General features: G+C 66.9%; 25 protein-coding genes. 19 read left to right on the top strand and 6 right to left on the bottom strand.

The annotated features are described in order from the left end of the window. Nucleotides 1-134 precede the first annotated feature (134 nt). The 5 genes from ACEN9H_RS18625 to ACEN9H_RS18605 all read left to right on the top strand — a co-directional run bounded on the left by ACEN9H_RS18625 (nt 135) and on the right by ACEN9H_RS18605 (nt 6377). A complete protein-coding gene (locus tag ACEN9H_RS18625; protein WP_413671597.1) occupies nt 135-1073 on the top strand; it encodes a 3-keto-5-aminohexanoate cleavage protein in 939 nt (312 codons plus the stop codon). Nucleotides 1074-1121: 48 nt separating this feature from the next. Then, nucleotides 1122-2450, top strand: coding sequence for an MFS transporter (locus ACEN9H_RS18620; protein ID WP_413671596.1), 1329 nt, complete (start codon nt 1122-1124; stop codon nt 2448-2450). A gap of 63 nt (nt 2451-2513) precedes the next feature. Then, a complete protein-coding gene (gene fabG / locus ACEN9H_RS18615; protein ID WP_413671595.1) occupies nt 2514-3254 on the top strand; it encodes a 3-oxoacyl-ACP reductase FabG in 741 nt (246 codons plus the stop codon). Between the two features lie 51 nt (nt 3255-3305). Further along, complete coding sequence (locus tag ACEN9H_RS18610) at nt 3306-4097, top strand: SDR family oxidoreductase (RefSeq protein WP_413671594.1); 792 nt, start codon at nt 3306-3308, stop codon at nt 4095-4097. 588 nt (nt 4098-4685) lie between these two features. Further along, entirely contained in the window at nt 4686-6377 is a 1692-nt protein-coding gene (locus ACEN9H_RS18605) for a glycoside hydrolase family 43 protein (protein WP_413671593.1), read from the top strand. A 2-nt stretch (nt 6378-6379) separates the two neighbouring features. Here ACEN9H_RS18605 and ACEN9H_RS18600 read toward each other — a convergent pair whose 3' ends face one another. Next, nucleotides 6380-7876, bottom strand: coding sequence for an MFS transporter (locus ACEN9H_RS18600; RefSeq protein ID WP_413671592.1), 1497 nt, complete (start codon nt 7874-7876; stop codon nt 6380-6382). A 115-nt stretch (nt 7877-7991) separates the two neighbouring features. On the opposite strand from ACEN9H_RS18600, the gene ACEN9H_RS18595 reads away from it, so the two are divergent. Continuing rightward, entirely contained in the window at nt 7992-8867 is an 876-nt protein-coding gene (locus ACEN9H_RS18595) for a LysR substrate-binding domain-containing protein (protein ID WP_413671591.1), read from the top strand. An 8-nt stretch (nt 8868-8875) separates the two neighbouring features. On the opposite strand, the gene ACEN9H_RS18590 is transcribed toward ACEN9H_RS18595, so the two are convergent. Further along, nucleotides 8876-9802, bottom strand: coding sequence for a hypothetical protein (locus tag ACEN9H_RS18590; RefSeq protein ID WP_413671590.1), 927 nt, complete (start codon nt 9800-9802; stop codon nt 8876-8878). Nucleotides 9803-9985: 183 nt separating this feature from the next. Between ACEN9H_RS18590 and ACEN9H_RS18585 the strand changes: the two genes are divergently transcribed. After that, a complete protein-coding gene (locus tag ACEN9H_RS18585) occupies nt 9986-10744 on the top strand; it encodes a sulfite exporter TauE/SafE family protein (protein WP_413671589.1) in 759 nt (252 codons plus the stop codon). A gap of 15 nt (nt 10745-10759) precedes the next feature. Here the strand turns inward: ACEN9H_RS18585 and ACEN9H_RS18580 are convergent, their stop codons facing one another. Next, nucleotides 10760-11143, bottom strand: a complete 384-nt coding sequence (locus tag ACEN9H_RS18580; RefSeq protein ID WP_413671588.1) for a VOC family protein — start codon at nt 11141-11143, stop codon at nt 10760-10762. Between the two features lie 81 nt (nt 11144-11224). Further along, complete coding sequence (locus ACEN9H_RS18575) at nt 11225-12403, bottom strand: MFS transporter (protein WP_413671587.1); 1179 nt, start codon at nt 12401-12403, stop codon at nt 11225-11227. A gap of 75 nt (nt 12404-12478) precedes the next feature. Here ACEN9H_RS18575 and ACEN9H_RS18570 point away from each other — a divergent pair, with 75 nt between their 5' ends. Further along, nucleotides 12479-13372, top strand: coding sequence for a LysR substrate-binding domain-containing protein (locus tag ACEN9H_RS18570; RefSeq protein ID WP_413671586.1), 894 nt, complete (start codon nt 12479-12481; stop codon nt 13370-13372). An 18-nt stretch (nt 13373-13390) separates the two neighbouring features. Here the strand turns inward: ACEN9H_RS18570 and ACEN9H_RS18565 are convergent, their stop codons facing one another. Together ACEN9H_RS18565 and ACEN9H_RS18560 are read right to left on the bottom strand one after the other, a co-directional pair. After that, nucleotides 13391-14797 (bottom strand): diguanylate cyclase, encoded by a 1407-nt coding sequence (locus ACEN9H_RS18565; protein ID WP_413675600.1) that lies wholly within the window; start codon nt 14795-14797, stop codon nt 13391-13393. 44 nt (nt 14798-14841) lie between these two features. Further along, entirely contained in the window at nt 14842-16224 is a 1383-nt protein-coding gene (locus ACEN9H_RS18560) for a hypothetical protein (RefSeq protein ID WP_413671585.1), read from the bottom strand. 177 nt (nt 16225-16401) lie between these two features. On the opposite strand from ACEN9H_RS18560, the gene ACEN9H_RS18555 reads away from it, so the two are divergent. From ACEN9H_RS18555 to ACEN9H_RS18505, 11 genes are all read left to right on the top strand, one after another. Beyond that, nucleotides 16402-16740 carry a UxaA family hydrolase gene (locus ACEN9H_RS18555; protein ID WP_413671584.1) on the top strand — a complete coding sequence of 113 codons (339 nt, stop codon included), beginning with the start codon at nt 16402-16404 and terminating at the stop codon, nt 16738-16740. Beyond that, a complete protein-coding gene (locus tag ACEN9H_RS18550; RefSeq protein WP_413671583.1) occupies nt 16737-17966 on the top strand; it encodes a UxaA family hydrolase in 1230 nt (409 codons plus the stop codon). The genes ACEN9H_RS18555 and ACEN9H_RS18550 overlap by 4 nt, the downstream gene beginning before the upstream one ends. Before the next feature lie 16 nt (nt 17967-17982). Continuing rightward, a complete protein-coding gene (locus ACEN9H_RS18545; RefSeq protein ID WP_229412106.1) occupies nt 17983-18954 on the top strand; it encodes an aldo/keto reductase in 972 nt (323 codons plus the stop codon). Nucleotides 18955-18985: 31 nt separating this feature from the next. After that, nucleotides 18986-19852: a fumarylacetoacetate hydrolase family protein gene (locus tag ACEN9H_RS18540; protein ID WP_371762732.1), complete on the top strand. Its 867-nt coding sequence runs from the start codon at nt 18986-18988 to the stop codon at nt 19850-19852. 87 nt (nt 19853-19939) lie between these two features. Continuing rightward, the gene (fucP, locus tag ACEN9H_RS18535; RefSeq protein WP_413671582.1) at nt 19940-21238 is read left to right on the top strand and encodes an L-fucose:H+ symporter permease; all 1299 of its coding nucleotides are present in this window, start codon (nt 19940-19942) and stop codon (nt 21236-21238) included. Beyond that, nucleotides 21231-21995 carry an SDR family NAD(P)-dependent oxidoreductase gene (locus ACEN9H_RS18530; RefSeq protein ID WP_056125746.1) on the top strand — a complete coding sequence of 255 codons (765 nt, stop codon included), beginning with the start codon at nt 21231-21233 and terminating at the stop codon, nt 21993-21995. Before fucP ends, ACEN9H_RS18530 begins: the two co-directional genes overlap by 8 nt. A gap of 9 nt (nt 21996-22004) precedes the next feature. Beyond that, a complete protein-coding gene (gene lldD / locus ACEN9H_RS18525; protein ID WP_056125748.1) occupies nt 22005-23135 on the top strand; it encodes an FMN-dependent L-lactate dehydrogenase LldD in 1131 nt (376 codons plus the stop codon). 129 nt (nt 23136-23264) lie between these two features. Then, on the top strand, nt 23265-24275 hold the full coding sequence (locus ACEN9H_RS18520; protein WP_413675599.1) for a zinc-binding alcohol dehydrogenase family protein: 1011 nt from the start codon (nt 23265-23267) through the stop codon (nt 24273-24275). 79 nt (nt 24276-24354) lie between these two features. Then, complete coding sequence (locus ACEN9H_RS18515; RefSeq protein WP_413671581.1) at nt 24355-25269, top strand: GntR family transcriptional regulator; 915 nt, start codon at nt 24355-24357, stop codon at nt 25267-25269. Between the two features lie 25 nt (nt 25270-25294). After that, the gene (locus tag ACEN9H_RS18510; protein WP_413671580.1) at nt 25295-26125 is read left to right on the top strand and encodes an amidohydrolase family protein; all 831 of its coding nucleotides are present in this window, start codon (nt 25295-25297) and stop codon (nt 26123-26125) included. 10 nt (nt 26126-26135) lie between these two features. After that, nucleotides 26136-26465: an L-rhamnose mutarotase gene (locus ACEN9H_RS18505; protein ID WP_413671579.1), complete on the top strand. Its 330-nt coding sequence runs from the start codon at nt 26136-26138 to the stop codon at nt 26463-26465. The last annotated feature ends 199 nt before the right edge of the window (nt 26466-26664 follow it).

Below are 26664 nucleotides of genomic sequence, written 5' to 3'. Positions count from 1 at the left end.
CTTCTTTATCAGAAACCAGAGACACGCCGCGTACATCCCATTCGTTTCCCGGGAGGGGTTCCTATTGCCTCGTTCTCGAGAGACGTGTGTGCTGCCGGCATCGAGAACGCCATCCACATGGCAGGAAAATATTCATGAGCAAGCCGACCAGAAAAGTCATCATCTCCTGCGCCATCACCGGTGCCACGCACGTTCCGTCCATGTCGGAATACCTGCCGATTACCCCTGAGGAAATTCGCGACAGCGCCATTGATGCCGCATCGGCGGGCGCGGCAATCATCCACCTGCATGCCCGTGATCCGCAGGACGGTCGTCCGACGCCCGCACCCGCTGTGTTCGAACAATTTGTGCCGGAAATCGCACGGCGCACGAATGCGGTGATCAACATCACCACCGGGGGCAGTACGCGCATGACGCTAGATGAGCGCCTGGCCTACCCGCGTCTCGCCAAGCCGGAAATGTGCTCTTTGAACATGGGCACAATGAATTTCTCCATTCATCCAATCGCCTCGAAAATCACCTCCTGGCGCTACGACTGGGAGCAGGACTTCGTGCTGGGCATGGAGGGCACGATCTTCAAGAACAGTTTCGACGACATCAAACGTATCCTGCAGGAGCTGGGCCAGCATGGCACGCGCTTCGAATTCGAGTGCTATGACGTCGGCCATCTCTACAACCTGGCCTATTTCGTGGAACAGGGATTGGTGAAGGCGCCGTTCTTCATCCAGGCCGCCTTCGGCATCCTTGGGGGACTCGGCCCCGATCCGGAAAACATGACGATCATGCGCAACACGGCGGACCGGCTCTTTGGCCGGGAGAATTATCAGTTCTCCGTATTGGGCGCGGGGCGCCACCAGATGGCGCTGGTAACGATGGCCGCGATCATGGGCGGAAACGTGCGGGTGGGGTTGGAGGACAGCGTCTACCTGAGCAAGGGCACCAAGGCCGAGACCAACGCCCAGCAGGTCGGCAAGATCAAGCGGATTCTCGAGGAACTGTCATTCGAGATCGCCACGCCCGACGAGGCGCGGGAGATGTTGGGCCTGAAGGGTAATGCCGGCCTGTATTCCTGAGCCTGCTCGGACAGCGCAGAATAAAACCAGCATATCCAAGGAGACATCATGAACCAGATTCCAAGCCTTCCCAACGAATTGCATCGACGAGCCACGAGGAAGGCGTTCCTGAAACTGATTCCGCTCATGTGCGCGATCTATTTCATGTCCTTTCTGGACCGCACCAATGTCGCGCTCGCGAAAGTGCACCTGGCAGCGGACGTCGGTATCAGTGCAGCTGCCTACGGCCTGGGCGCCGGCATCTTCTTCCTCGGCTACGCCCTGTTGGAGGTGCCGAGCAACCTCCTGGCGCATCGTATCGGCCCGCGCCGCTGGATTGCGCGGATCGCCGTATCGTGGGGCATCCTGTCCGTCGGCATGATGTTCGTCGCCGGCGAGCGGTCGTTCTACATCATGCGTGTCTTGCTGGGTATCGCGGAGGCCGGCCTGTTCCCCGCGTTGATGTACATGGTGACGCTGTGGTTCGGGACGGCTGACAGGCCAGTCGCCATCGGGTGGATCTACACCGCGCCAGCGCTGGCACTGCTCCTGGGAAATCCGATCGGTGGTGCGTTGCTGCAGCTGGATGGCCATGGCGACCTGCATGGCTGGCAGTGGATGTTCCTGGTCGAAGGCATCCCGAGCATCCTGTTGGGCATCGTGCTGTATTTCAAGATGCCGGATCGCCCAAGCGAAGCTGCCTGGCTGAACAAGGATGAATCGGCCGCGCTGGAGAACCAGGCGCTGGCCGACGTGCCGCAACATGCCGAGTATTTCTCCAGCGACTGGGTGGCGGCGATCAAACGTCCGACGACGATCCTCATCGGCCTGATCTACTTCCTGAACCAGGTCGCCTTCGTTGGCTTGTACTTCTTTGCCCCGGCAATGATCAGCCAGATGAAGTTCGATTCTCCCCTTGTGGTCGGGTTGTTGTCCGCGAGCGTCGGCCTGGGCTTCCTGCTCGGCGTACTGGTACTGCCGCGTATTCATCGCCGCGTCGCCAGCGATGCGCGCTATCTGGGCGCGTTGGGTTTCGGACTGGTCCTTGGTGCAGCCGCCTTCATCCTGACTGCCAGCCTGGTGGGCAAGGTGCTGCTGCTCGCCGTGACCGCATTCTTTGCCGGCGGCGTCCTTCCGTCCTATTGGAGCATCGCGATGAAGCGTTTGAGCGGAATCCAGGCTGCGGCCGGACTCGCCTTCATCAACACGGTCGGCTTGCTGGGCGGTTTCGCCGGCCCCTATCTGTTCGGTATGGCGGAGTCGGCGACGGGACGAAGTGAATCCGGCTTCCTGGTGATCTTGGTCGCCGCCATCCTGGGGCTGCTGCTGGTGCCACTGTTGGCCATCGCGTTCGCCAAGGAGTCCGGCGTGGCGGTCGGATTGGAGGCTCGTGCTTGAGCCATTGAAAGCGGGAGCGTCGCCATTCGGCAGCCTCCCGATGATTGAACATTGAGGAATACGATGAAACTACTTGACAACGTCGCCATCATCACCGGAGCCGCGCAGGGTATCGGCAAGGCGACTGCCCTGAAATTCGCACGGGAAGGCGCGACTGTTATCGCGTGCGACCTGGATGCGGCTGGCGTTGCCGCCGTGGCTGCGGAATGCCGCGCCGGTGGGAGTACGGCGGAGGGGTACGCGGTCGACGTGACCTCGCGCGACGACATCGAAACGCTCGTCAGATTCGTGTGCAAGAAATACGGACGGATCGATACCTTGGTCAATAATGCCGGTATTACCCGCGACGCGCGCCTGCAAAAGATGACGGAGCAGCAGTTCGACGACGTCATCGACGTCAACCTGCGGGCCGTTTTTTTCTTGTCGCAGGCAGTGGCGGACTGCATGGCTGCCATAGGGAAGGGCGTGATTCTCAACGCGAGCTCCATCGTTGGCATCTACGGCAACTTTGGTCAAACCAATTATTCAGCGGCAAAGTTCGGCGTCATTGGTTTCACGAAGACATGGAGCCGCGAGTTGGGCCCCAAGGGCGTCCGTGTCAATGCGATCGCCCCTGGTTTTGTAGAGACGCCGATGATCGCCACGGTGCCCGACGAGGTCCTGGACAAGATGCGCAGCCAGGTTCCTCTGCGGCGCCTGGGCCGGCCGGAAGAAGTGGCCAATCTGTACGCATTCCTGGCGTCCGACGAAGCCAGTTATATCAACGGCGCCGTGATCGAGGTCTCCGGCGGACTCGTCATCTAGTCGTTTCATGCGGCCTGGCGATCCAGGCGTTCTTCGAACAACCGTACAGCCATGAAGACTTTTCAACTCTTACAACCCCAAGCGGGACTGCGGGTATTCATCTCGGGCGCGGCTGCCGGCATCGGCGCTGCCGTTGCCGAAGCATTTCTTGAAGCGGGGGCCGCCGTTTTCGTGTGTGACGTCGACCTTGTGGCCCTGCAATCGATGCAGGCACGACATCCCGACTGTTTCACCGGTTTGGCCAACGTCGCCAGGGCGGACGAGGTCGAGCACGTCATCGCGCAAGCGCTGGAGAAGCTTGGCGGCATCGATGTCCTGATCAACAATGCCGGCATCGCCGGCCCTACCGCGGCGGTCGAAGACATCGCCACCGGGGATTGGGAAAGAACGATCGACACCAACTTGAACAGCCAATTCTATTTCCTGAAGCACGCCGTCCCGGCACTCAAGCAATCTTCCGATAACGCGAGCATCATCGCCATCTCGTCGGTAGCCGGCAGGCTCGGCTACCCCTATCGTACGCCGTATGCCTCGACGAAATGGGCCATCATGGGGTTGATGAAATCGCTCGCGATGGAGCTGGGGCCGGTGGGAATCCGCGTCAATACCATCCTGCCCGGTGTCGTCGAAGGCCCCCGCATGGAGGGCGTGATCGCGGCGCGGGCACAGGCACTTGGCGTCACCGCCGACGAGATGCGAAACGAGTACTTGAAGAAGATCTCGTTACGCCGCATGGTGACGGCGCAGGACGTTGCGGCGATGGCGCTGTTCCTCGCTTCACCGGCCGCGGCGCACATCACGGGGCAGTCGATCAGTGTCGACGGCAACGTCGAGTACCTGTGACCGGCTTTGGTCGACTTCCGCGCCGGCGTCGTACATCAGAAACGCGTACTGAGGCGGAGCCGAACGATCGACTGGAGCATATTGCTTGAACCGCTGCCTGGGCCCATGTTCCCGTTGATCCGTGCAGTGCTGCCGTGGCTGGCACGCTGGTGCACGGCCGCAACGTACAGCATGGTGCGTTGCGGCAACGCGTAGTGAACAGTCGTCGAGACTTGATGGGCATGTGCGCTCTCGAGTTTCTCGTTGCCCTTCATGTAGAGGTCAGCGGCACCCGCGCTCCACGCCACCGGTAGAGGCCAGAGCGCGCCGGACTCGATCGAGCAGATTCCCGCCCCGTTCTGCGCATTGCGCACGCTTGTGAAGGAAGCGGCGGCTGCCGCGGACAGCCTGCAGCAGCAGGTCGATCGACTCGTGGCGCTGGTAGGGCAGTTCGGTACGGATGGCGCCCGGGTACCCGATCGATACCGTTCATGTATTAATCGATCCAAACAAAGCATTGGTTTTGGATAATTAGTTGACATAGAGTGGCCCCCACGCAAGAACCGGAACAGCGCACCAGGCTGGTCCACCATCGGGAGCTCGATCCACATGAAAAAATATTCCGCACGGGCCATGTTCCTCCTGGGCGCACTGGCCCTGGGTGCCGCCTCTTCCATGGCGCCGGCAGTTGCAGCAGACGCGCCCGTCGCGCGCTTCGAGCGTTTTTCCTACCAGGGCCGGGCCCAGGAAAACGTCCAACCGCGTGCCGGCGAGTTCGTCAACCCGATCCTGAGCGGCTATTACCCCGACCCGTCGATCACGCGTGTGGGCGACGATTATTACCTGGTGAATTCCTCGTTCACGAATTTCCCGGGACTGCCCGTCTTCCGCTCCAAGGATCTCGTCAACTGGACGCAGGTCGGCAACGCGCTCGACCGCCCCGGCCAGGTCGATTTCACCGGCGTGCGCGCGTCGCAGGGCATTTATGCTCCGGACATCTCTTACCACGACGGCACGTTCTACATCGTCACCACGTGTTCGAGCTGCCCGGGCGGCACGGGGAACTTCGTCATCACGGCGAAGGATCCGGCCGGTCCGTGGTCGCAGCCGGTCACGATCCGGGGCTTGCAAGGCATCGATCCATCCCTCGTCTGGGATGACGGCAAGCTCTATGTCGTGTACAACAATGCCCCGGAAGGCCAGCCGCGCTACGACGGCCATCGGGCGATCTGGCTCGCGGAGCTGGATCCGCGCACGCTGCAGTTCGCCGGCAAGCCGAAGGTCCTCGTCGACGGCGGCGTGGCGCCCGACAAGCGGCCGATCTGGATCGAGGGGCCACACATCTTCAAGAAGGACGGCCACTACTACCTCATCTGTGCCGAAGGCGGAACGGCCGACAACCACTCCGAAGTCGTGCTCCGGTCCGACGCCGTCACGGGGCCCTATGCGCCGGGGCCCGTCAATCCGATCCTGACGCAGCGCGACCTGGATCCGAAACGTCCGCATCCCGTCACCACGGCCGGCCACGCCGATTTCGTCCAGACGCAGAACGGGCAATGGTGGGCCGTCTTCCTGGCGACGCGGCCTTATCCGGGCAATTTCTTTAACATCGGGCGCGAAACCTTCATGCTGCCGGTCGACTGGAAAGATGGCTGGCCGCTGATCCTCGAGCAGGGCAAGACGGTACCGTATGCCGTCGCGAAGCCCGCCTTGCCGGCGCAACCGCCCGCGCCGGTGCCCACCAGCGGCAACTTCGCGTACGTGGACGAATTCGACGGCCCGCTGTCCTCGGCATGGATCGGCATCCGCATTCCGCGTGCGCCGCTGTACACCGTCGAACGCGGCGCACTGGCGCTGCGTGCCGGCGCGCCGCTGGGCGACCTGCGCGCCGTGCCCGCCTTCGTCGGCCGGCGCCAGCAGCACCACGTCGCCACCGTATCGACCGTCGTCGACTTCGTGCCGCAACACGATGGCGACCGTGCGGGCCTCGTCGCCATGCAGAACGACGACAACCACGTGTTCCTCGGCCTGACGCGCAGCGCCGGCAAGAACGTGGTGGCCCTGTACAAGACGGAGGGCGGCAAGGAGACGCTGGTCGCCAGCAAGCCGGTCGCGTCCAAACGGGTCGAACTCGTCATGGACATGAACGGCGGCGACGCCAACTACCGCTACCGCGACGGGGATACGACGACGACCCTGGCCGACAAGCTCGATATCCGCTTCCTGTCGACGCAGAAGGCGGGCGGATTCGTGGGCGTGGTGGTCGGTCCTTACGCGGCCGCAAGCGGGCGCCGGGACTGACGTCAGCGCGGCGTCGGCGCGCGCATGCAGCGCACGACGACCGCGCTCGCCAGCGCCGCCGCGGCCCCGGCCGCCAGGAAGCCATGCGCAAACCCGGATTCGACACTGCGCCGCAGCAGCCCGGCCAGCCCGGCCGGCAGGGCCCCCGCGTCGCCCGCGATCACCCGTTCGACCAGGTCCGGTGCGATCGTCACGCCGGCTTGCGACACGCCGGCCAGCAGGGCCGCGCGCGTGCCGCTCGCCAGCACGGCGCCGATGCCGGCGAAGCCCAGCAGGATGCCGCAGAAGCGTGACGTGGTGCTGATGCCGGAGGCCATGCCGGCCCGTTCCGGCGGGACGGTGCCCATGATCGCCTTCTGCGTCTCGCCGTTCAGCAGGCCCCCGCCCGCGCCGAGGATCGCCATGCCGATACCGTCCAGCAGCCGGTTGCCCGGCATCTGCGCCGCCCACATCATGACGAGGTTCCCGGCCGCGACGACCATCAAGCCGAGCGTGAGGATCCGGTAGCCCGGCATGAACGCGGCCAGGCGCCGTCCGGCCATCGGCAGCAGCAGCATCGCGAGGGCGAAGGGGAGCATGCCGACGCCGGCTTCCAGCGCCGTGGCGCCGCGCGCATTCTGCAGGTAGAGCGGCAGCAGGGAGGCCATCACCTGGGCGCAGGACGCATAGGCCAGCATGGCCGCGACGGCGCCGACGAACCGCCGCTGCGCGAACAGGGACAGGTCGAGCATCGGCGCGCGGACCCGGCGCTCGGTGGCGAGGAACAGCGCGAACAGGGCCAGCGCGGCCGCGGCGCGCGCCAGCACGGCCAGGCTGGTCCAGCCCTCGGCGGGGCCGGAGATCAGGGTCCACGTGAAGGCGAACATGGCCGCCGCGAACAGGACGATGCCCGGCACGTCGAGCGTCCGCTGCGCTGCGCCGCGCGACTCCGGCACGTGGCGCAGGACGGCGAGCGCCAGCCCGGCGCACACGGGCAGGTTGACGAAAAACGCCCAGCGCCAGCCGAGCCAGCGGCTGATGACGCCGCCGATCAGCGGCGAACACACCATCGTCAGGCCCATGATCGTGCCCCAGAATGCCCATACGCGGGCGCGCTCCCGCTCGCCGTGGAACGCATGGCCGATCACGGCCAGCGACGGCGCCAGCAGGAAGGCCGCGCCGACGCCCTGGGCGGCGCGGGCGAGGTAGAGCGTCCGCGCGCCGGGGGCGGCGCCGCACGCGAGGGAGGCCGCGGCGAAGATGGCGAGGCCCAGCAGCAGCACGCGCTTGCGCCCGGCCCGGTCAGCGATGGCGCCAGCGGGCAGGAGCAGGGCCGCGAAGCACAGCAGGTAGGCGCTGACGACCCATTCGATGTCGGCGAACGTCGCGGCCAGCTCGCGCGCGATGGTCGGCAGGACGATCCCGACCACGTTCGTGTCGAGGACCGTGACGGCGCAGCCCAGCGAGGCCGTCAGCAGCAGGGGCATCGACGAGGGGCGTGGCGGGGAATCGGCGGGCATCGCGGGGGCTCCTGAGGTCGGTGAAAACTGCATTACACCGCAGCCGGTAATTTCGTTCATTAACGGCAAAACGTGAAATAATTCGGTTTCATCGAATACTCATGCCTGGAGACGGATGGAGCTGCGACATTTCCGCTATTTCGTGGCGGTGGCCGAAGAATTGCATTTCGCGCGCGCCGCCGAACGGCTGGGCATCGCCCCGTCCACGCTGACCGTGCAGATCCAGGAAATCGAGCGGACGCTGCAGGCGCGGCTGCTGCAGCGGACCAAGCGCAGCGTGGGCCTGACCGCGGCCGGCGAGCTGTTCCTCGAGCAGGCGCGCGCCAGCCTGCTGCGGTTCGACCAGGCCGTCGGTGTCGGCCGCCGCGCCGGTCGCGGCGAGCTCGGCAGGATCGTGATCGGCTACGTGGGCTCCGCCGCCCTGGCCGGCATTCTGCAACGGCAGATGCGGCGCTTTCGCACCGAGTGGCCCGATGTCCAGCTGCAGGCGAACGAACAGCCGATGGGGCGGCTGCCGGGCCTCGTCGCGGAGGGCCACGTCGATATCGGCTTCGTGCGCCTGCCGATGGCGCTCCCGGACGAATTGCGCGTGCACGTCCTGCAGCGCAACCGCTTCTGCATCGCGCTGCCGGCCAGCCACCGCCTGGCCGGCGCCGCCGCGGTCGATGCGCAGGCGCTGGAGGACGACGATTTCGTCGTGCCCGAACAGGACCTCGGTACGCGCGAAGTGGGACGGCGCGGGCGCTTCGAGCCGCGCATCGTCTCGGCGCCGGGCAATCTGCTGACGGTGCTGACTGAGGTATCCTTGCGCAAGGGCGTCGCGGTCGTCCCCGACGTGGTGGCCACGACGCTGGTGCTGCCCGACGTGGTCTACAAGCCGCTGGCCGGCGAACCCGTCACGTCGGAACTGGCCGCCATTTTCCGCCGCAGCGAAGGAGCGCCTGCCGTGAAGAACCTGATCCGGCAGCTGGTGGCGGCGCTGCCGGCATGACCATCAACCTATTCTGCCGTGGTGTCGGGCGGCGTAATCGAACCCTGGATCTTGAACGATTTCGTATCGGCTTTTTCGGCCGGCTTGTCGCTCGGCTCTCCAGACGATATCAGTTGGACGCCATTGCGGCCCGCTCTCGCATCGGCGAGCGACAGCGGAGCGAATGATGTCGGAAGCGCGTCGGGGGCCGCGGTCTCGGAGTGCAGCACATAAACCTTCTGGCTGGGTGTGAGCGTGACGATCACGCTTATCAGGACTTCCGCCTTCTTCTTGTTCCGCAATTCCTTGACGAATGCAGCGTCGGCAGGCGTGGTATTGACCTTCCATTGCGAGATGAGTTTCTCTTTTATTGGAAGCAGTCCGAGCAGCGTCGATCCCGTGTTGTCGGTGATCGAGTTCGTCGCCTCGGTGAGCGTGCCATCCGCATTGAACTTGAAGGTGGCACTGCCGGAACCTAACAGTGGAATGACGTTCTTGATGTAGTGCGCTTTTCTGTCCACGCGCATCTCGGTTTTTACCGTATTGGCGACCACTTCGTCGCACGGGATGACGGGGTCGAGCTTCTCGAGCCGGCTGGTCCTGCTCGCGATGGCCAGGCGCGTTCCTTCCAGTGTCGTTTCCTTCTGTACCTCGTCGACGATCTCCCGTACGGCCTTTTTCAGGCGATCGCGGTCGACGCAGTGAACGAGAACGTCGCCATCGGGCGGATAGTCGAGCGTCGATCTGGGGTTGTCGTTGAGTGCAATGGAGAACCGGATCTTCCAGTCCGTTTCCACGCGCGTCGTCTCCTGCACCTGCACGGGCTTCTTGATGTAGAACGGAATGCCCGTGATGGCATTGTTCTCCTGTGGGCCATCGTACACACGAACGCCCGAACATCCTGACGCGCCGGCGACGACAGCGACAGCGCACGCGATGCGAAACAGCCTGGTCATGGAATTGCCTCCGATGTCGATCAATTCGAATTAACAAAAGAATATGATCAATCTCAAGCTTTTGGTCGGAGTGTCGGGCAGTTAATACATAGCTAACAAAATAAGGCTTGACAGATTGCCACGTCCACAGCCCAGCCAGCCGAGGTGGTATCGTGCACGTCCCGCAACCACACGAACGTCGCCATGCTGATCGCCGACCCCTTGTTCTATGCCGTCGCCGTGCCGGCCGTCCTGTTGACCGGCATCTCGAAAGGAGGCTTCGGCGGCGTGCTGGGCGGCGTGGGCGTGCCGCTGATGGCGCTGGCGATTTCGCCGGTCCAGGCGGCCGCGATCCTGCTGCCGGTGCTGTGCCTGATGGATCTCGTCGGCCTGGGCGCCTATTTCGGCAAGTGGGACAAGCCGACGCTGCGCATCATGCTGCCCGGCGCCCTGCTCGGTATCGTCGCGGGCTTCCTCACGTTCGGCATGCTGGGCGAGGACGTCATCCGCATCCTGATCGGGGGCATCGCGGTGGCCTTCACCGTCAACAACGTGCTGGGCCTGGCCGCGCACCAGCGCCAGGCCGGCCCCTCGGTGGCGAAAGGCACATTCTGGTCCGCGGTCTCGGGCCTGACCAGCTTCCTCGCCCATGCCGGCGGACCGCCCGCCATGGTCTACCTGCTGCCGCAGCGGATGGACAAGGTGCGCTACGTCGCCACCATCAGCGTGTTCTTCGCGGTCGTCAACGCGGTCAAGCTGATCCCGTACGCATGGCTGGGCCAGCTGTCGCTCGACAACCTCGGCACCAGCTTCGTCCTGGCGCCGCTCGTGCCGCTGGGCGTGAAGCTGGGCATCTGGCTGCAGGGCCGGATCAACCTCGTGTGGTTCTACCGGATTTCGCAGGCCTGCCTGCTCGTGACCGGACTCCAGCTGGTCTGGCAGGGCGGGGCGCATTACCTGTAGCTGCGCGGGCCGGGATCAGGTCTCGTACAGCTCCAGCGGCAGGCCGTCCGGGTCGGCGAAGAAGGTAAAGCGCCTGCCCGTGAATTCGTCCGTGCGTACCGGTTCCACGGCGACGCCGTGCGCTTCGAGATGCTGCTTGCAGGCCTCCAGGTCAGCGACCGCGAACGCGAGGTGCCGCAGGCCGCACGCTTCCGGATACGACGGGCGTGCGGGCGCATTCGGGAACGAGAACAACTCGACCTGCGAGCCGTCCGGCAGCGCCAGGTCCAGCTTCCAGGAGTCGCGTTGCGCGCGGTAGTTTTCGGCGACGATGCGCAAGCCCAGCACCTCCACGTAGAAGTGTCGGGATCGTGCGTAGTCCGCGCAGATGATCGCGGCGTGGTGGATGCGGGTGAACATGGCGGTAGCGGTCCAGGGTGACGGTTCGCTATCGTAACAGCCCGGCGCCATCCGCCCGGCCGGGGCAGGGGAGGCGGATCGTCACGCCGGCGCCAGCGTCTGCCCGACCGGTTCCAGCCGGCGCAGGCGCAGCGCGATCAGCACGGCGGCGCCCAGCAGCACGCCCAGCAGCGCCACGACGCCGCCCCAGCCGCCGTGTTCCCACAGCACGCCGCACAGCCAGCCCACGAGGCTGGAGCCGAGATAATAGAAGCACAGGTACAGCGCGGAGGCGAGCGCCTGCTGCGTGCGGGCGCGCCGGCCCACCCAGCTGCTGGCGATCGAGTGCGACGCGAAGAAGCCGAACGTGAACACCGCCATGCCGGCCACGATGACGGCGACGTTGTGGGCCATGGTCAGCAGCAGGCCCGCCAGCATCGTGCCCATCACGGTCCACAGCACGTGGCGCCGGCCCAGGCGGTCGGCGCGGCGGCCGGCCCAGACAGAACTGAAGATGCCCAGCAAGTACAGCAGCGAGATCCCGCCGACCACGCTCTGGCGCAGCCCGAACGGGGCGCCCAGCAGCCGGAAGCCGATCACGTTGTACACGCTCACGAAGCAGCCCATCAGCAGGAACGACAGGGCGAACAGCCAGGGCAGGCCGGCGTCGCCGAAGTGGCCGCGCAGGCCGTGCAGCAGCGCCGGCACGCCGCCCGACGACGGCCGGAAGTTGCGCGACGCCGGCAGGCTGCGCCAGAATTCCCACGCCGCCAGCAGGCCCGCGACGCCCATCACGGCGAACGCGGCGCGCCACGACACGAAGTCGGACAGCACGGCCGCCAGCACCCGGCCGACCATGCCGCCGAACGCGTTGCCGCTGATGTAAAGGCCCATCGACACGCCGAGCGACGCCGGCTCGATTTCCTCGCTCAGGTAAGCCATCGCGACGGCAGGCATGCCGCCCAGTGCGAAGCCGAGCAGAGTGCGCGCCGCCAGCAGCTGCGGATACGTGCGCGCGCTCGCGGCCAGCACCGTCATCAGCGCGGCCACGACGAGCGCCACGACCATCATGGTCTTGCGGCCCAGCCGGTCGGAGAGGACGGACGAGAACAGCAGCGACACGGCCAGCGCGCCCGTCGAGAGCGACAGCGACAGGCTGCTTTGCGCGGGCGTGAGCCCGAAATCGTGCGCCAGCAGGGGCATCAGCGGCTGCACGCAATACAGCAGGGCGAAGCAGGAAAAGCCGCCGAAGAACAGGGCGCGGTTGGTTCGATTGGTCATGGGGCCATCGTAGGATTGCGGGATACGACTGTCCAATATATATTTGTGGCGTTACTTATCGTTTGAAAATATAAGATGGAACTCAGGCACCTGCGTTACTTCGTGGCCGTGGCGGAGGAGCTGAGCTTTACGCGCGCGGCCGAGCGGCTGCACATCGGCCAGCCGCCGCTGAGCCAGCAGATCCAGGCGCTGGAGCACGAGATCGGCGCGCGGCTGTTCGAGCGCAACCGGCGGCGCGTGCTGCTGACGGAAGCGGGGCGGCTGTTCCTCGCCGACGCGCGGCGCATGCTGGCACTGTCCGAACAGGCCAAGGAGACCGCGCGCCGCGCGCACCTGGGCGAAGCGGGCGAGCTGCGCGTCGGGTTCACGTTTTCCACGCCGTTCACGCCGCTGTTCGCGCGCGTCGTGCGGCGCTACCGCCAGCAGTATCCGGGCGTGCGGCTGACGTTCGTCGAGATTCCCACGCAGCCGCAGCTCGCGAAGATCGAGGCGCGCGAACTGGACGTGGGCTTCGTGCGGCCGGGCCCCATGCCGCTGCCGCGCGCGGTCGCGCTGACGATGCTGCGCCAGGATCCGCTGCTGCTCGTGCTGCCGGCCGACGCGCCGCTGGCGCGGAAAAAGCACATCGCGGTGAAGGACCTGGCCGACCAGGCGTTCGTCGTCTTCCCCGAAAAAACGGGCACCGGCATCTACCACCAGATATTCGACCTGTGCCGCGCCGCGGGTTTCACGCCGCACATCGCGATGGAGGCAGGCGAGCCGTCGACGATCATCGGCCTCGTCGCCGCCGGCTGCGGTATTTCCGTGCTGCCCAGCTCATTCGAAGGGATCCACATGGAAGGCGTCGTCTACCGGCCGCTCGCCGACCCGGACGCCACCACGGCGATGCTGCTCGCGCGCCATGCCGAGGGCGGCGGCCCGCTCGTCGATGCGTTCGTCGCGCTGGCCCAGGCCGCGGCCGAAGCCTAGTCGGGCGGCCGCGGCGGATCAATCCGCGTAGCTGATGCGGTCGCGGCCCGCGTGTTTCGACCGGTACAGCGCCTCGTCGGCACGGCCGAGCAGGGCGACCGGATCGGGCGGGGTGCCGGGCGTAAAGGCGACGACGCCGAAGCTGGCGGTGACGGCCAGCGTGTTGCCGTCGCCGATGTCGACGGGTTCGCCGCGCACGACGGCGCGCAGGGCGTCGATGCGGGACGTGTCGGCCGGCAGGTTCAGGCCGGGCAGGACCACGACGAATTCCTCGCCGCCGTAGCGGCCCACCGCGTCGTAGGGCCGCACGGCCGCGCGCAGGCGGCGCGCCGTTTCGACCAGCACCGCGTCGCCCGCCAGGTGGCCGTGCGTATCGTTGACGCGCTTGAAGTAATCGAGGTCCAGCAGCACGAGCGCGAAGCCTGCGCCCGAGCGCGCGCATTTTTCGATTTCGCGCTCGACGATGTCCATCATCGCGACCCGGTTCCAGCACTGGGTCAGCCCGTCCTTCAGCGCGCGCAGGCGCATTTCCTCGCGTGACTGTTCCAGCTCGTGCGTACGCTCGCGCACCAGCGCCGTGAGCTTATCTTCGCGCGCCCGGTGCGCGCGCAGGCGCAGGCGGTGGAGCGCGACGAATGCGCCCGCGACGCCGAGGGCGCACAGCACGTAGAACGGGACGCTGCGCCACCATGGCGGGGCGATCGTGAACGCCAGTTCCACCGGCGCCGACTGCTCGCCGGTGGCGTTGTCGACGGCGGCGACCTGGAAGCGGTACCGGCCGCCCGGCAGCGCCGCGTAACGCACTTCCGGCTGCACCGTGTCGTTCCACTCGTCGTCGACGCCGAGCAGGCGGAAACGATAGTGCCAGCTCCGGCCCTGGTCGAACTGCAGGTGGGCCAGGCGGAACACGATCTGGTCCGCCCGCCAGGGCAACGGCGCGTCGCCCACCGGCAGTGGACCGTTGCCGCGCAGCGCCTCTTCGATCACGGGCTGGCGCAGCGCCGACGCGAACAGGCGTTCCGGATGAAGCACGTGCGACAGGCCGTTGCTGGTGATGAGCCAGATCGAACCGTCCCGGTCTTCGTACGTGCCGCGGCCGTTCGAATCGTTCCATGCCAGGCCCTGCGTCTGGTCCAGCGTGCGCCAGTGCCTGCCGTTCCATACCGCGAAGCCCACGTCCAGCGCGACCCAGAGCCAGCCGCGGCTGTCTTCGCGGGCGTTCAGGATATACCGGTCGCGCAACACCGGCGCATCGATCCGCGTCGCGTGGCCGCCGTGCTGCAGCCGCCACACGCCGTCGTGCGTAGTCGCGATCAGGTTGCCGTCGCGCGCGCAGACCAGGCTGAGGATTTCGGCACCGCCCAGCGCCGCGTCGTACGACCGGGTCTCCCAGTCCCGTCCGTCGAAACGCCTGACGTCGCTCATCCCGGCAAACCACAGATGGCCGCGCCCGTCGGTACAGCCGTCGGTCACCGCATCGGTGGCCGGTTCGTTACCGACGGCGGGGAGGGGCGCCGTCGCGGGGAAGACCTGCATGCCCGCTTCCGTGGCCATCCAGACGCGGCCGCCGTCCGCCAGCACCTGGTTGATCGGCGGCCGCCGCGCGACCAGCGCGGTCCTGCCGTCCTCCTGCGTGCGCCGGAGCAGGGCGCCGCCGTAGGTGCCCGCCCACAGGTGGCCGTCCGCGTCGAACGCCATGCTGCCCCATTCCTGCGTCGCGTACGCGGGCTGGGGGGGTCGGTGCGGAAGCGGCGTTCGCCGGGCACCTGCCAGGCATGGCCGGAGCGCGTGCCGACGTGCAGGATGCCGCGAGGGTCGCGCAGCACCGAGATCACGACGTCGTTGGGCAAGCCCTGCGACCTGGTCCAGTTTTCGAGGTTCCCGTAGCCGAGTAGTTGCACGAGGCCGCGGCCCAGCGTGCCCAGCCAGATGCCGCGTTCGCGGTCCTGCAGGATCGCGGTGACGCCGCCGCCGACGTCCAGGCCGTTCTGGCGGCCGAAGAGCTGCCACCGGCCGTCCTGCCAGCGCAGCAGCCCGTCGTCGGCGTTCGTCAGCACCCGGCCATCCGCGTCCAGGCGCATCTCCGTGATGAGCTGGCGCTTGCGGATCTCGGCCGGCGTCCGCTCCTGGAAGCGCGCGGCGCCCGCCGGCAGCACGAAGACGTGCGTCGCGCTGCGCACCCAGAGCGTGCCCTCGCCATCACGCAGGATGCTGCTCCAGGCATCCGCGGGCAATCCGTCCTTGCCGTCCCGGACGGTCACGCGGCCGCGGTCGACGCTGCACAGGGCCGTGCCGCAACCCATCCACAGGGCGCCATCCGCGTCGGCGTGGATGCTCAGGATCGTTGCCAGTCCGGGGTGGGCGCGGATCCGTTCGGGCGTAAAGTAGGCGCGGACGTCGCCGCGTGCCGTGATCTCCACGAGCCGGTCGCGCGCCACCACCAGCACACGGCCGTCCGCCGTCGCGGCGATGGGCTGGCCCGGCCAGACCTCGATCGGCTTGCCGTCGAACCGGACGGAATGGAACCGCCCGCCGTCGAACCGGTATAGATTCTCGTATGTCCCGGCCCATATGCCCGTCGCGCGGCCGTCGACCAGCGCCGTCACGATCTTGTCGGGAAAGCCCTGCGCCGGACCGTAGCGGCGGAAGCCGGTGCCATTGAAACGGAACAGGCCGTTCTGCGTGCCGATCCATACATAGCCGGCGGCATCCTGGGACGCCACCGTGACGGACAGGTTGCCGAGGCCCTCGGCCTGGCCGTAGGCCTTCAGCGGCAGATGTTGTGCCGGCGCGCGCGCGCACAGGAACGCGAGCGCCAGGGCCGCAAGACGAAGGAGCAGCGTGGGATGCATGACGGGAAAATGACTGAGCTGAAGGCTTGGAATTGCGTAAGAGTAACATTTATTGCGCGTACATACTCACGTTTCCCGGGTCCTCGGGTGTTGCAGTGCAGCAGAGCAAATAGTCGTATGTTTTGAATTTATAGAATACAATTATGCTGTTACTTAAGTCAGCCGCAAAGGATCGTCATGTCCAGCACCACCCCAGCGCAGGCGGGCAGCCTGCTGCTCATGTCGCGCGAGGATAACTGCCTCATCGCGCGCGTCGACCTCAAGGCCGGCGCCACGGTCGTCATCGACGGCCGCGAGATCGCGCTCCCGGGCGACGTCCGCCTCGGCCACAAGGTCGCGCGGCACGACCTGGCCCCGGGCGACAAGGTGCTGCGCTACGGCGCCATCATCGGTACGGCCACGGTGCCCGTCGCCATCGGCGCGCACATCCACACCCACAACCTGGAAAGCGACTACATCCCGACCTTCACGCTCGACCAGGACGGCCATCATTTCATCGGAAGCAAAGCACCATGACCACCTCCACCGACATCACCCTGGCCGCCCTGGCCGGTTATCCGCGCGCGGACGGGCGCAAGGGCATCCGCAACGTCGTCGTCGTCGCCTATCTCGTGGAATGCGCGCACCACGTCGCGCGGCTGATCGTGAATGCGTTCCCCGGCCAGCCCGTGCACCTGATCGGCTTCCCCGGCTGCTACCCGAACGAATACGCCGACACGATCATGCGCCGCGTGCTGACGCACCCGAACGTGGGTGCCGCGCTGCTCGTGTCGCTCGGCTGCGAGAGCTTCGACAAGAACGGTGTCGCGCAAGCCGTCGCCGACAGCGGCCGGCCCGTCCACACGGTCACGATCCAGGACGTCGGCGGCACGCGCTCCGGCGTGAAAAGCGGCGTCGAATGGGTGCAATGGGCCGTCGACGACCTGGCGCGCCAGGAGCGCGTGCCGATGCGCCTCGACGAACTGGTCGTGGCGACGATCTGCGGCGGTTCCGACAGCACGAGCGGCATCACGGCCAATCCGGCCGTCGGCGCGGCGTTCGACCGGTTGATCGCCGCGGGCAGCGCCTGCGTGTTCGAGGAGACCGGTGAACTGGTCGGCTGCGAATTCCACATGAAGCGCCGCGCCGTCACGCCGGAACTGGGCGACGAGATCGTCAGGACGGTCGAGAAGGCGTCGCGCTACTACACGATCATGGGCCACGGCAGTTTCGCGCCGGGCAACGCGGACGGCGGGCTGACGACGCTGGAAGAAAAGTCGCTGGGCGCCTACGCGAAAAGCGGCGCGTCGCCGATCAGCGGGATCATCAAGCCGGGCGACCAGCCGCCCACCGGCGGGCTGTACCTGCTGGACGTGGTGCCGGACGGCGAACCGCGCTTCGGCTTCCCAAACATCTCGGACAATGCCGAGATCGTGGAATTGATCGCGTGCGGTGCGCACGTCACGCTGTTTACGACGGGCCGCGGGTCCGTGGTCGGCTCGGCCATTTCTCCCGTCATCAAGGTGTGTGCGAACCCGGCGACGTATGAACGGCTGGTGGACGACATGGACGTCAACGCGGGCCGCATCCTCACGGGCCATGCGAGCATCGAGGAAGTCGGCGGCGAAATCGTCGACCTCGTCGCCCGCGTGGCGAACGGCGAGTGCACGAAATCGGAAGACCTGGGCCACCAGGAATTCATCCTCACGTACAAGCAGTTCGAGCCGATCGGGCCGCGCTGCCTGCCCTTGAAGGCAGCTTGATATGAGGCAGCCTGAGATGAACGTCACGCGACTGGGACTCGGCTGCGCGCAACTCGGCGGGCTGTTCGACCCGATGGCGGAAGCGGACGCGTACGCGCTCGTCGACGCCGCCTGGGACCTGGGCATCCGCTATTTCGACACGGCGCCGTACTACGGATTTACCCTGTCCGAACACCGCCTGGGCGCGGCGCTGCGATCGCGGCCGCGCGGCGAGTACGTGATCAGCACCAAGGTCGGCCGCCTGATGTGGCCCGATCCGGGCGTGCAGCCGGGCGAATGCGGGTGGGCGGCGCCGCTGCCGTTCCGGCCGCACTACGACTATACGCACGACGGCATCATGCGCTCGCACGATGACAGCCTTCAGCGCCTCGGCCTGGACCGCGTCGACATATTGTACGTGCACGACATCGGCCGCGTCACCCACGGCGAACGCCATGCGCACTACTGGAAGCAGCTGACCGAGGGCGGCGGCTTCCGCGCGCTGGCGCAGCTGCGCGACGAGGGCGCGATCAAGGGCTTCGGCCTCGGCGTCAACGAGTGGGAAGTGATCGCCGACGCCATGGACGTGTGCGCGCTCGACTGCGTGCTGCTGGCCGGGCGCTACACCCTGCTGGAACAGGCGTCGCTCGCGCCGCTGATGGACCGCTGCGCGCGGGAGGGGACGCGCGTCGTGATCGGCGGGCCGTTCAACTCCGGCATCCTGGCGGGCACGAACAAATTCAATTACGAGGACGCCCCGGCGGCCGTCGTGGAGCGGGTGCGCGCCATCGCCGCCGTCTGCCGCGACTTCGACGTGCCGTTGCCGTCCGCCGCGCTGCAATTCCCGATGGCCCACCCGGCCGTCGTGTCGTGCATCCCCGGCGCCCAGAACATCGATCAGCTGCGCCGCAACGCGCACTGGTTTTCCCAGCCGCTGCCGGCCGGCCTGTGGACCGCGCTGAAGGATGCCGGCCTGCTGGACCCGGCCGCGCCCGTCCCGGCGGCTTGATCTTTCAATATCACCGTAACAAAGGAATACCATGAAACTGCTGCGATTCGGCCCGAAGGGCGCCGAGAAACCTGGCCTGATGGACGCCGACGGCGTGATCCGCGACCTGTCCGGCGTGCTGCCCGACCTGACCTCGGCCCAGCTGGCCGCCGGTGCGATCGCCCGCCTGTCGGACGTCGACCCGAGCCGCCTGCCCGTCGTCGAACAGCCGGTCCGCTACGCACCCGTCGTCGCCGACATCGGCAAGCTGATTTGCGTGGGCCTGAACTATTCGGACCATGCGGCCGAATCGGGCATGGCCGTGCCGGCGGAACCCGTGCTGTTCACGAAGGCGACCAGTTCGATCATCGGCTGCAACGACCCCGTCGTGCTGCCGCGCGGTTCCGTCAAGAGCGACTGGGAAGTGGAACTCGGTGTCGTCATCGGCAAGCGCGCGCGCTACGTCGACGAAGCGAACGCCCTCGACTACGTGGCCGGCTACTGCGTCGTGAACGACCTGTCCGAACGCGAATACCAGCTGGAGCGGGGCGGCCAGTGGGACAAGGGCAAGGGCTGCGACACGTTCGGCCCCGTCGGCCCGTGGCTCGTGACGACCGACGAAGTACCGGATCCGCAGAACCTGGACATGTGGCTGGAAGTGAACGGCAAGCGCTACCAGACGGGCAATACCCGCACGATGGTGTTCACCGTCGCGCACCTGGTCAGCTACATCAGCCGTTTCATGACCCTGCAGCCGGGCGACGTGATCAGCACCGGCACCCCGCCGGGCGTGGGCCTCGGCCAGAAGCCGGATCCGGTCTACCTGGAACCGGGCGACCGCATGCGCCTCGGGATCGAAGGCCTGGGCGAGCAGGAACAGACCGTCCACGCCTGGAACGAGGCGCTGATCGACGGCTGATCGTTTGTAAGTGGTTTGTAATAAAAACAAGGCGCTCGAGCGCCCACACGGCAGGCGCACAAGCGCCGACATGGAGACTTTGCAGACATGACGGACCCCTCGACGCGGCAGTACCGGTTTTCCCTCGTGATGATCACCACACTGTTTTTCATGTGGGGGTTCGTCCATAATCTCGACCCGATCCTGATCCCGCACCTGCGGCGGTCGTTCAGCCTGACCGTGCTGGAGTCGGCGCTGGTGGATTCGGCCGTGTTCATCGCCTATTTCGTGATGGCGCTGCCGGCGGGCCTCCTGATCCGCCGCGCGGGCTACAAGGCGGCGATCATCTGCGGCCTGCTGCTGTTCGCCACCGGTTCGCTGATGTTCATCCCGGCCGCGAACACGCAGCAATACATCGTGTTCCTGGCCGCGCTGTTCACCATCGCGTGCGGCCTGACGATCCTGGAGACGGCCGCCAATCCGTACGTGACCCTGCTGGGCCGGCCGGACCGCGCGGCCCAGCGCATCAACCTCGCGCAGTCGTTCAACGGTCTCGCAGCCACGCTGGCGCCGATCATCGGCGCGCGCCTGATCCTCGTGCATGGCGCCGACGACGCGCAGCTCGCGGCGATGCCGGAAGCGGCGCGCCAGGCGGCACTGGCGGCGGAAGCGGCCAGCGTGAAGGGGCCGTACATGATGCTGGGGCTCGTCATCCTCGCCATCGCCGTCGTGTTCTGGTTCCTGAAGCTGCCGGAAGTCGGCGGCCGGTCGGACAATGCGCCGGCCAAGAGTTCGCTCGGCGAGGCGCTGGCCGTGCCGTCGATCCGCCGCGGCGCGATCGCCCAGTTCTTCTACGTGGGCGCGCAGGTGTGCGTGTTCAGCTTCTTCATCCTGTACGCCACGCGGTCGGCGGGCGTGTCGGCCGTGACTGCGGCGGACTACCTCGGATGGGGCTGCGGCATGGCGTTCATGGTCGGCCGCTTCGTCGGCACGGGCCTGATGCGCGTCGTGGCGCCGGCGCGGCTGCTGTGGATGTACGCGCTGGCGTGCACGGTGCTCGCGGCGGTGGCGATGGTCGCGACCGGCGTCGCCAGCCTGGCCGCGGTGATCGGCATCGCGTTCTTCATGTCGATCATGTTCCCCACCATTTTCTCGCTGGGCCTGCAGGGCGCCGGCCACCACGCCGACATGGGCAGCGGCCTGATCATCATGGCCATCGTGGGCGGCGCGCTGCTGCCGCTGCTGTTCGGCTTCGTCAGCGACGTGACGCACAACGTGCAGTACGGCTATGCGGTGCCGCTGCTGTGCTTCGTCGTCATCGCCTGGTTCGCGCGCGCCTCGCTGCGGCAGGCCAGCCGCGAAGCCCGCGTCACGCCATCTTCCATGGGAGTCACGAAACGTGTTTGAATTGAACGACAAGAGGGCCGTCATCACGGGCGGCGGCAGCGGCATCGGCAAGGCGATCGCCCATCTGTTCGCGCGCCAGGGGGCGCATGTCCATGTGGTCGACCTGAGCGACGCCGCCTGCCTGCAGGTGGTGCGCGAAATCCGCGAGGAGGCCGGCCGCGTCACCTCGCACGCCTGCGACGTGTCGCGCCAGGCCGACGTGGAAGCGCTGATGGCCGCGATCGGCCCGTTCGACATCCTCGTCAACAACGCCGGCATCGCCCACATCGGCAAGGCCGACACGACGAGCGAAGAAGACTTCGACCGCGTCATGAGCGTGAACGTCAAGGGCGTCTACAACTGTCTGCACGCCGCGATCCCGCAACTGCGCGCGAACGGCGGCGGTGTCATCGTCAATATGGCGTCGGTGGCGGGCTCGGTCGGCATCAAGGAGCGCTTCGCGTACTCCACGGCGAAGGGCGCCGTGATGGCGATGACCCTGTCGGTCGCGAAAGACTACCTGCAGGATGGCATCCGCTGCAATTCGATCTCGCCGGGCCGCGTGCACACGCCGTTCGTGGACGGCTTCCTCGCGCGGAATTATCCGGGCCGGGAAGCGGAGATGTTCGAGCAGCTGTCGAAGACGCAACCCATCGGCCGCATGGGCAGGCCGGACGAAGTGGCCGCGCTCGCGCTATACTTGTGCAGCAACGAAGCTGCCTTCATCACGGGAACCGATTATCCGATCGACGGCGGCTTCATCACCCTGAACACGTAAAGCCGTCCGATGATCATTTCTTCCGCCACCGACTATCGCGAGGCGGCGCGCCGCCGCTTGCCGCCGTTCCTGTTCCACTACCTCGACGGCGGCTCCGGCACCGAGTCGACGTTGCGTCACAACGTGGACGATCTGCAGGCCGTGAGCCTGCGCCAGCGCGTGCTGAAGGGATCGGAAACGCTGGACCTGTCGACCGAGTGGTTCGGCGTGAAGCGCGGCCTGCCGCTGGCGCTGGCCCCGATCGGGCTCGCCGGCATGTATGCGCGCCGCGGCGAGGTGCAGGCGGCCCGCGTGGCGGCGGAACGCAATATCCCGTTCATCCAGTCCACCGTCTCGGTGTGCCCGCTGGCCGAGGTGGCGGCGCAATCGTCGCAGCCGCTGTGGTGCCAGCTGTACGTCCTGAAGGACCGCGGCTTCATGCGCGACTACCTGCGCCGCGCGCGCGAGCTGAACATCGACACGCTCGTGTTCACCGTCGACATGCCGGTGCCGGGCGCGCGCTACCGCGACGCCCATTCCGGCATGAGCGGCCGCCACGGCCCGCTGCGCCGCGTGCTGCAGGCGATGCTGCATCCGCGCTGGGCGTTCGACGTCGGGCTGTTCGGCCGGCCGCACGACCTGGGCAACATCTCCGCGTACCGCGGCCACGCGACGGGCCTCGCGGACTATATCGGCTGGCTGGCCGCCAACTTCGATCCGGGCATCAGCTGGAGCGACCTGCAGTGGATCCGCGACGAATGGCAGGGCCCCATGGTCATCAAGGGCATCCTCGACGCCGGCGACGCGCGCGACGCGAAGGCGTTCGGCGCGGACGGGATCGTCGTCTCGAACCACGGGGGGCGCCAGCTGGACGGTGCGCTGTCCACGGCGAAGGCGCTGCCGTCCATCGCGGCGGCAGTGAAGGGCGACCTGACGATCTTCGCCGACTCCGGCGTGCGCACGGGCCTGGACGTCGTCCGCCTGCTGGCGCTGGGCGCGGACGGCGTCCTGATCGGACGCGCCTTCATCTACGCGCTCGCGACGGGCGGCGCGGCCGGCGTGCGCAACCTGCTCGCCATCCTCGAAAAAGACATCCGCACCAGCATGGTCCTGACGGGCGTGCAATCCGTGCGCGACATCGGGCCGGACTGCCTGGCCTGACCTTCTGCGCCGGCGCGGCCGCGCCGGCTATTCAATTTCATACCCGCGAATGGTGGTTTTCGATTGCTTTACGACTATAAATGTTTTAAATTTATAGAATACAAAACGAAAGGCAACGACATGAGTCAGATGAAGTGCGTGGTATGCGAATCCCCCGGCGACCTGCAGCTGGGTTTCAAGCCTGTGCCGGAGGCCGGTCCGGGCGAGGTGCTGCTGCGCGTACGCCGCATCGGCGTGTGCGGCACGGATATGCACATCTTCCGCGGCACGCAGCCGTTCCTCGCGTATCCGCGCGTGATGGGGCATGAACTGTCCGGCGAAGTGGTGATGGCGCCCGGAGACTCCGGCTTCGCGCCGGGCGACGAGGTGCTCGTGATGCCGTACCTGTCGTGCGGCGACTGCGTCGCCTGCCGCAAGGGCAAGACGAACTGCTGCACGCGGATCCAGGTGCTGGGCGTGCACCGTGACGGCGGGTTGGCCGAATATCTTGCCGTCCCGGCGCAGTTCGTCCTCAGGACGGAAGGCATTTCGCTCGACGATGCCGCGATGGTGGAATTCCTTGCCATCGGCTTGCACGCGGTACGCCGCGGCGCCGTCGCGGCGGGCCAGCGCGTGCTCGTCGTCGGGGCGGGGCCGATCGGCGTGGCCGTCGCGCTGTTCGCGGCGCTGAATGGCGCACAGGTGACGGTGCTGGACGCGCGCGACGACCGCCTCGGCTTCTGCCGCGACGTATTGAAGGTCGCGCACACGGTGACGGCGGGCGAGAGCGACGTCGAGGCGCTGCGCGCCATCACGGGCGGCGACTTCTTCGACGCCGTGTTCGACGCCACCGGCAACATCAAGGCGATGGAGCGGGGCCTGGATTTCGTCGCGCACGGCGGCACGTACGTGCTCGTGTCGATCGTGCCGGAACGGATCTCGTTCGCCGATCCGGAATTCCACAAGCGCGAGACGACCCTGCTCGGCAGCCGCAACGCGACCGTGGACGATTTCCGCGAGGTGCTCGCGGCGATGAAGGCGGGCCTGGTGCCGACGCGGGCGATGAACACGCACCGCGCCACGCTGGACGAGTTCATCGACACGCTGCCGCGCTGGATGGATCCGGCCAGCGGCGTGATCAAGGCCATCGTCGAGGTTTGAACGATGCCGCTTCCCAGCGCGGCAGCGAGTTCCGGTAGAATGGGGGATTGTCAACCCGGCCTTCTCGACTCCGGACTTCATGGCCCGACCTCCAACCATCTTCAAGCGCAGCGCGAACCTGCTGCTGCAATACATCGCCGACCACGTGGGGGTCGGCGAAGCGCTGCCGACCGAGCAGCACATGGCCGAACTGGGCGAGGGCAGCCGCACGGCGATCCGCAGCGCGCTGGCGCACTTCCACGAGTGCGGCCTGATCAGCGACCTGAAGGAACGCCGGCTGCTGCGCAAGCCCGTCCGCACGGACTACTTCGACCTGGACGAGCTGCGCACGGGCGCGGACCGCATCCGCGAAGTGCTGATGGAGCGCATCTATCACAGCGACCTGCCGCCCGGCGCCGAGTTCTCGGAGACGGAACTGGCGCGCGCGGCCGGCACGAGCACGATCAGCGTGCGCGAATTCCTGATCGGCTTCTCGCACTCGGGCCTGATCGAAAAGAAGCCGCGCGGCGGCTGGCGCCTGTGCGCGTTCGACCGCTCGTTCGCGATGGAGCTGGCGGACGTGCGCCAGATGTTCGAGTTCGCCGCGATCGACCGCTTCGCCGCGCTGCCGCCGGATTCGCCGGCCTTCGCGGAGCTGCAGCAACTGATCGCGCGGCACGAGCAGCTGGGCTCCGTCATGCCGACGCACCACAAGGATTTTCCTGCGCTCGACCGCGATTTCCACGCGTTCCTGATGGGGCAACTGGACAACCGCTTCGCGCAGGGCTTCTTCGATCTCGTGTCGCTCGTGTTCCACTACCACTACCAGTGGGACAAGTCGCAGGAAATGGTGCGCAACGAGTACGCGGTGCACGAGCACCTGGACATCCTGCGGGCGCTGGCGCGGCGCGACGTCGCGGGCGCGCGCGAGGCGATGCGTGTCCACCTGAGTTCCGCACGCAGCACCTTGCTGCAATCGATCCGAGTCAGAGAAATGAAGGCGCACCCGGGCTGACGCTCCCGCGGGCGCGGGAGGGAGCATGATGCTTGTCGACGCCCATCAACACTTCTGGCGGCTGGCCGACCGCGACGGCGCGTGGCCGCCGCCGGATCTCGCCGCCATCTACCGCGATTTCTTCCCGGCCGACCTGGCCCCGGCGCTCGCGCAGCACGGCGTCGTGCGGACGGTGCTCGTGCAGTCGATGCCCGACGAGGACGACACGCGCTTCATGCTCGGCCTGGCCCATGCTCACCCGTTCATCGGCGGCGTGGTCGGCTGGGTGGACCTGAAGGCGCCCGACGCGCCGGCGCGCATCGCCGCGCTCGCGGCCGACCCGCTGCTCAAGGGCTTGCGGCCCATGCTGCAGGATCTCGCCGACGACGACTGGATCGCCGATCCCGCGCTGGCGCCCGCCGTCGACGCCATGCTGCGCCATGGCCTGGGTTTCGACGCGCTGGTCCTGCCGCGCCATCTGCCCGCGCTGCTCGCGTTCGCGCAGCGGCATCCGGACCTGCCCATCGTGATCGACCACGGCGCCAAGCCGTTGATCGCCGCGGGCGTGCTGGAGCCGTGGCGCACCGACATCGCACGCCTGGCCGCGCTGCCGCAGGTAAGCTGCAAGCTGTCCGGACTCGTCACCGAAGCGGGCGCGGACTGGGACGCCGACCGCCTGCGGCCGTACGTCGACCACCTGCTCGCGTGCTTCGGGCCGCGCCGCCTGATCTGGGGCAGCGACTGGCCGGTGCTGAACCTGGCGGCCGATTATGCGCGCTGGCTCGCCGCCTGCGCGTCCCTGCTGGAGGGACTGTCCGGTGCCGACCGGCTTGCCGTGTTCGGGCTGAATGCCCTGCGTTTCTACCGTATCGATTGAGGAGCTCTACATGCAAAGAATGGGAATGGTCATCGGCGTCAAGCCGGAAAAGATCGCCGAATACAAAGCGCTGCACGCCGCCGTGTGGCCGCAGGTGCTGGCCCGCCTCCTCGAGGCCAACGTGCGCAACTACACGATCTTCCTGCGCGAGCCGGAAAACCTGTTGTTCGGCTATTGGGAATACCACGGCACCGATTTCGAGGCCGACATGGCGCATATCGCGGCCGATCCGGAAACGCAGCGCTGGTGGACCTTCTGCAGCCCGTGCCAGGCGCCGCTGCCCAGCCGGGCCGAAGGCGAGCACTGGGCGATGATGGAGCCCGTGTTCCACATGGACTGACGTCCGCCGCCGGTCGCATCCCCTGCGGCCGGCGTACCACCTTTTCCGCCGTTCTTCCTCCGCCGCGCAATGCGGCATCCGCATCCGTTCGATCCACGCATCGATACGACCCGGATGCATAAGGCAGAGATTCTCCAGCGCCGGCGTCGTTGCATCCGATGACAAACCGTGTCCCCGACGGCGGCGCCGCGAAGTGACC

This window comes from Massilia cellulosiltytica, from assembly GCF_047325105.1.
In the GTDB taxonomy this organism is placed as follows: Bacteria; Pseudomonadota; Gammaproteobacteria; order Burkholderiales; family Burkholderiaceae_D; genus Telluria; species Telluria orientalis.
This window is presented reverse-complemented; position numbering and strand designations above follow the sequence as displayed.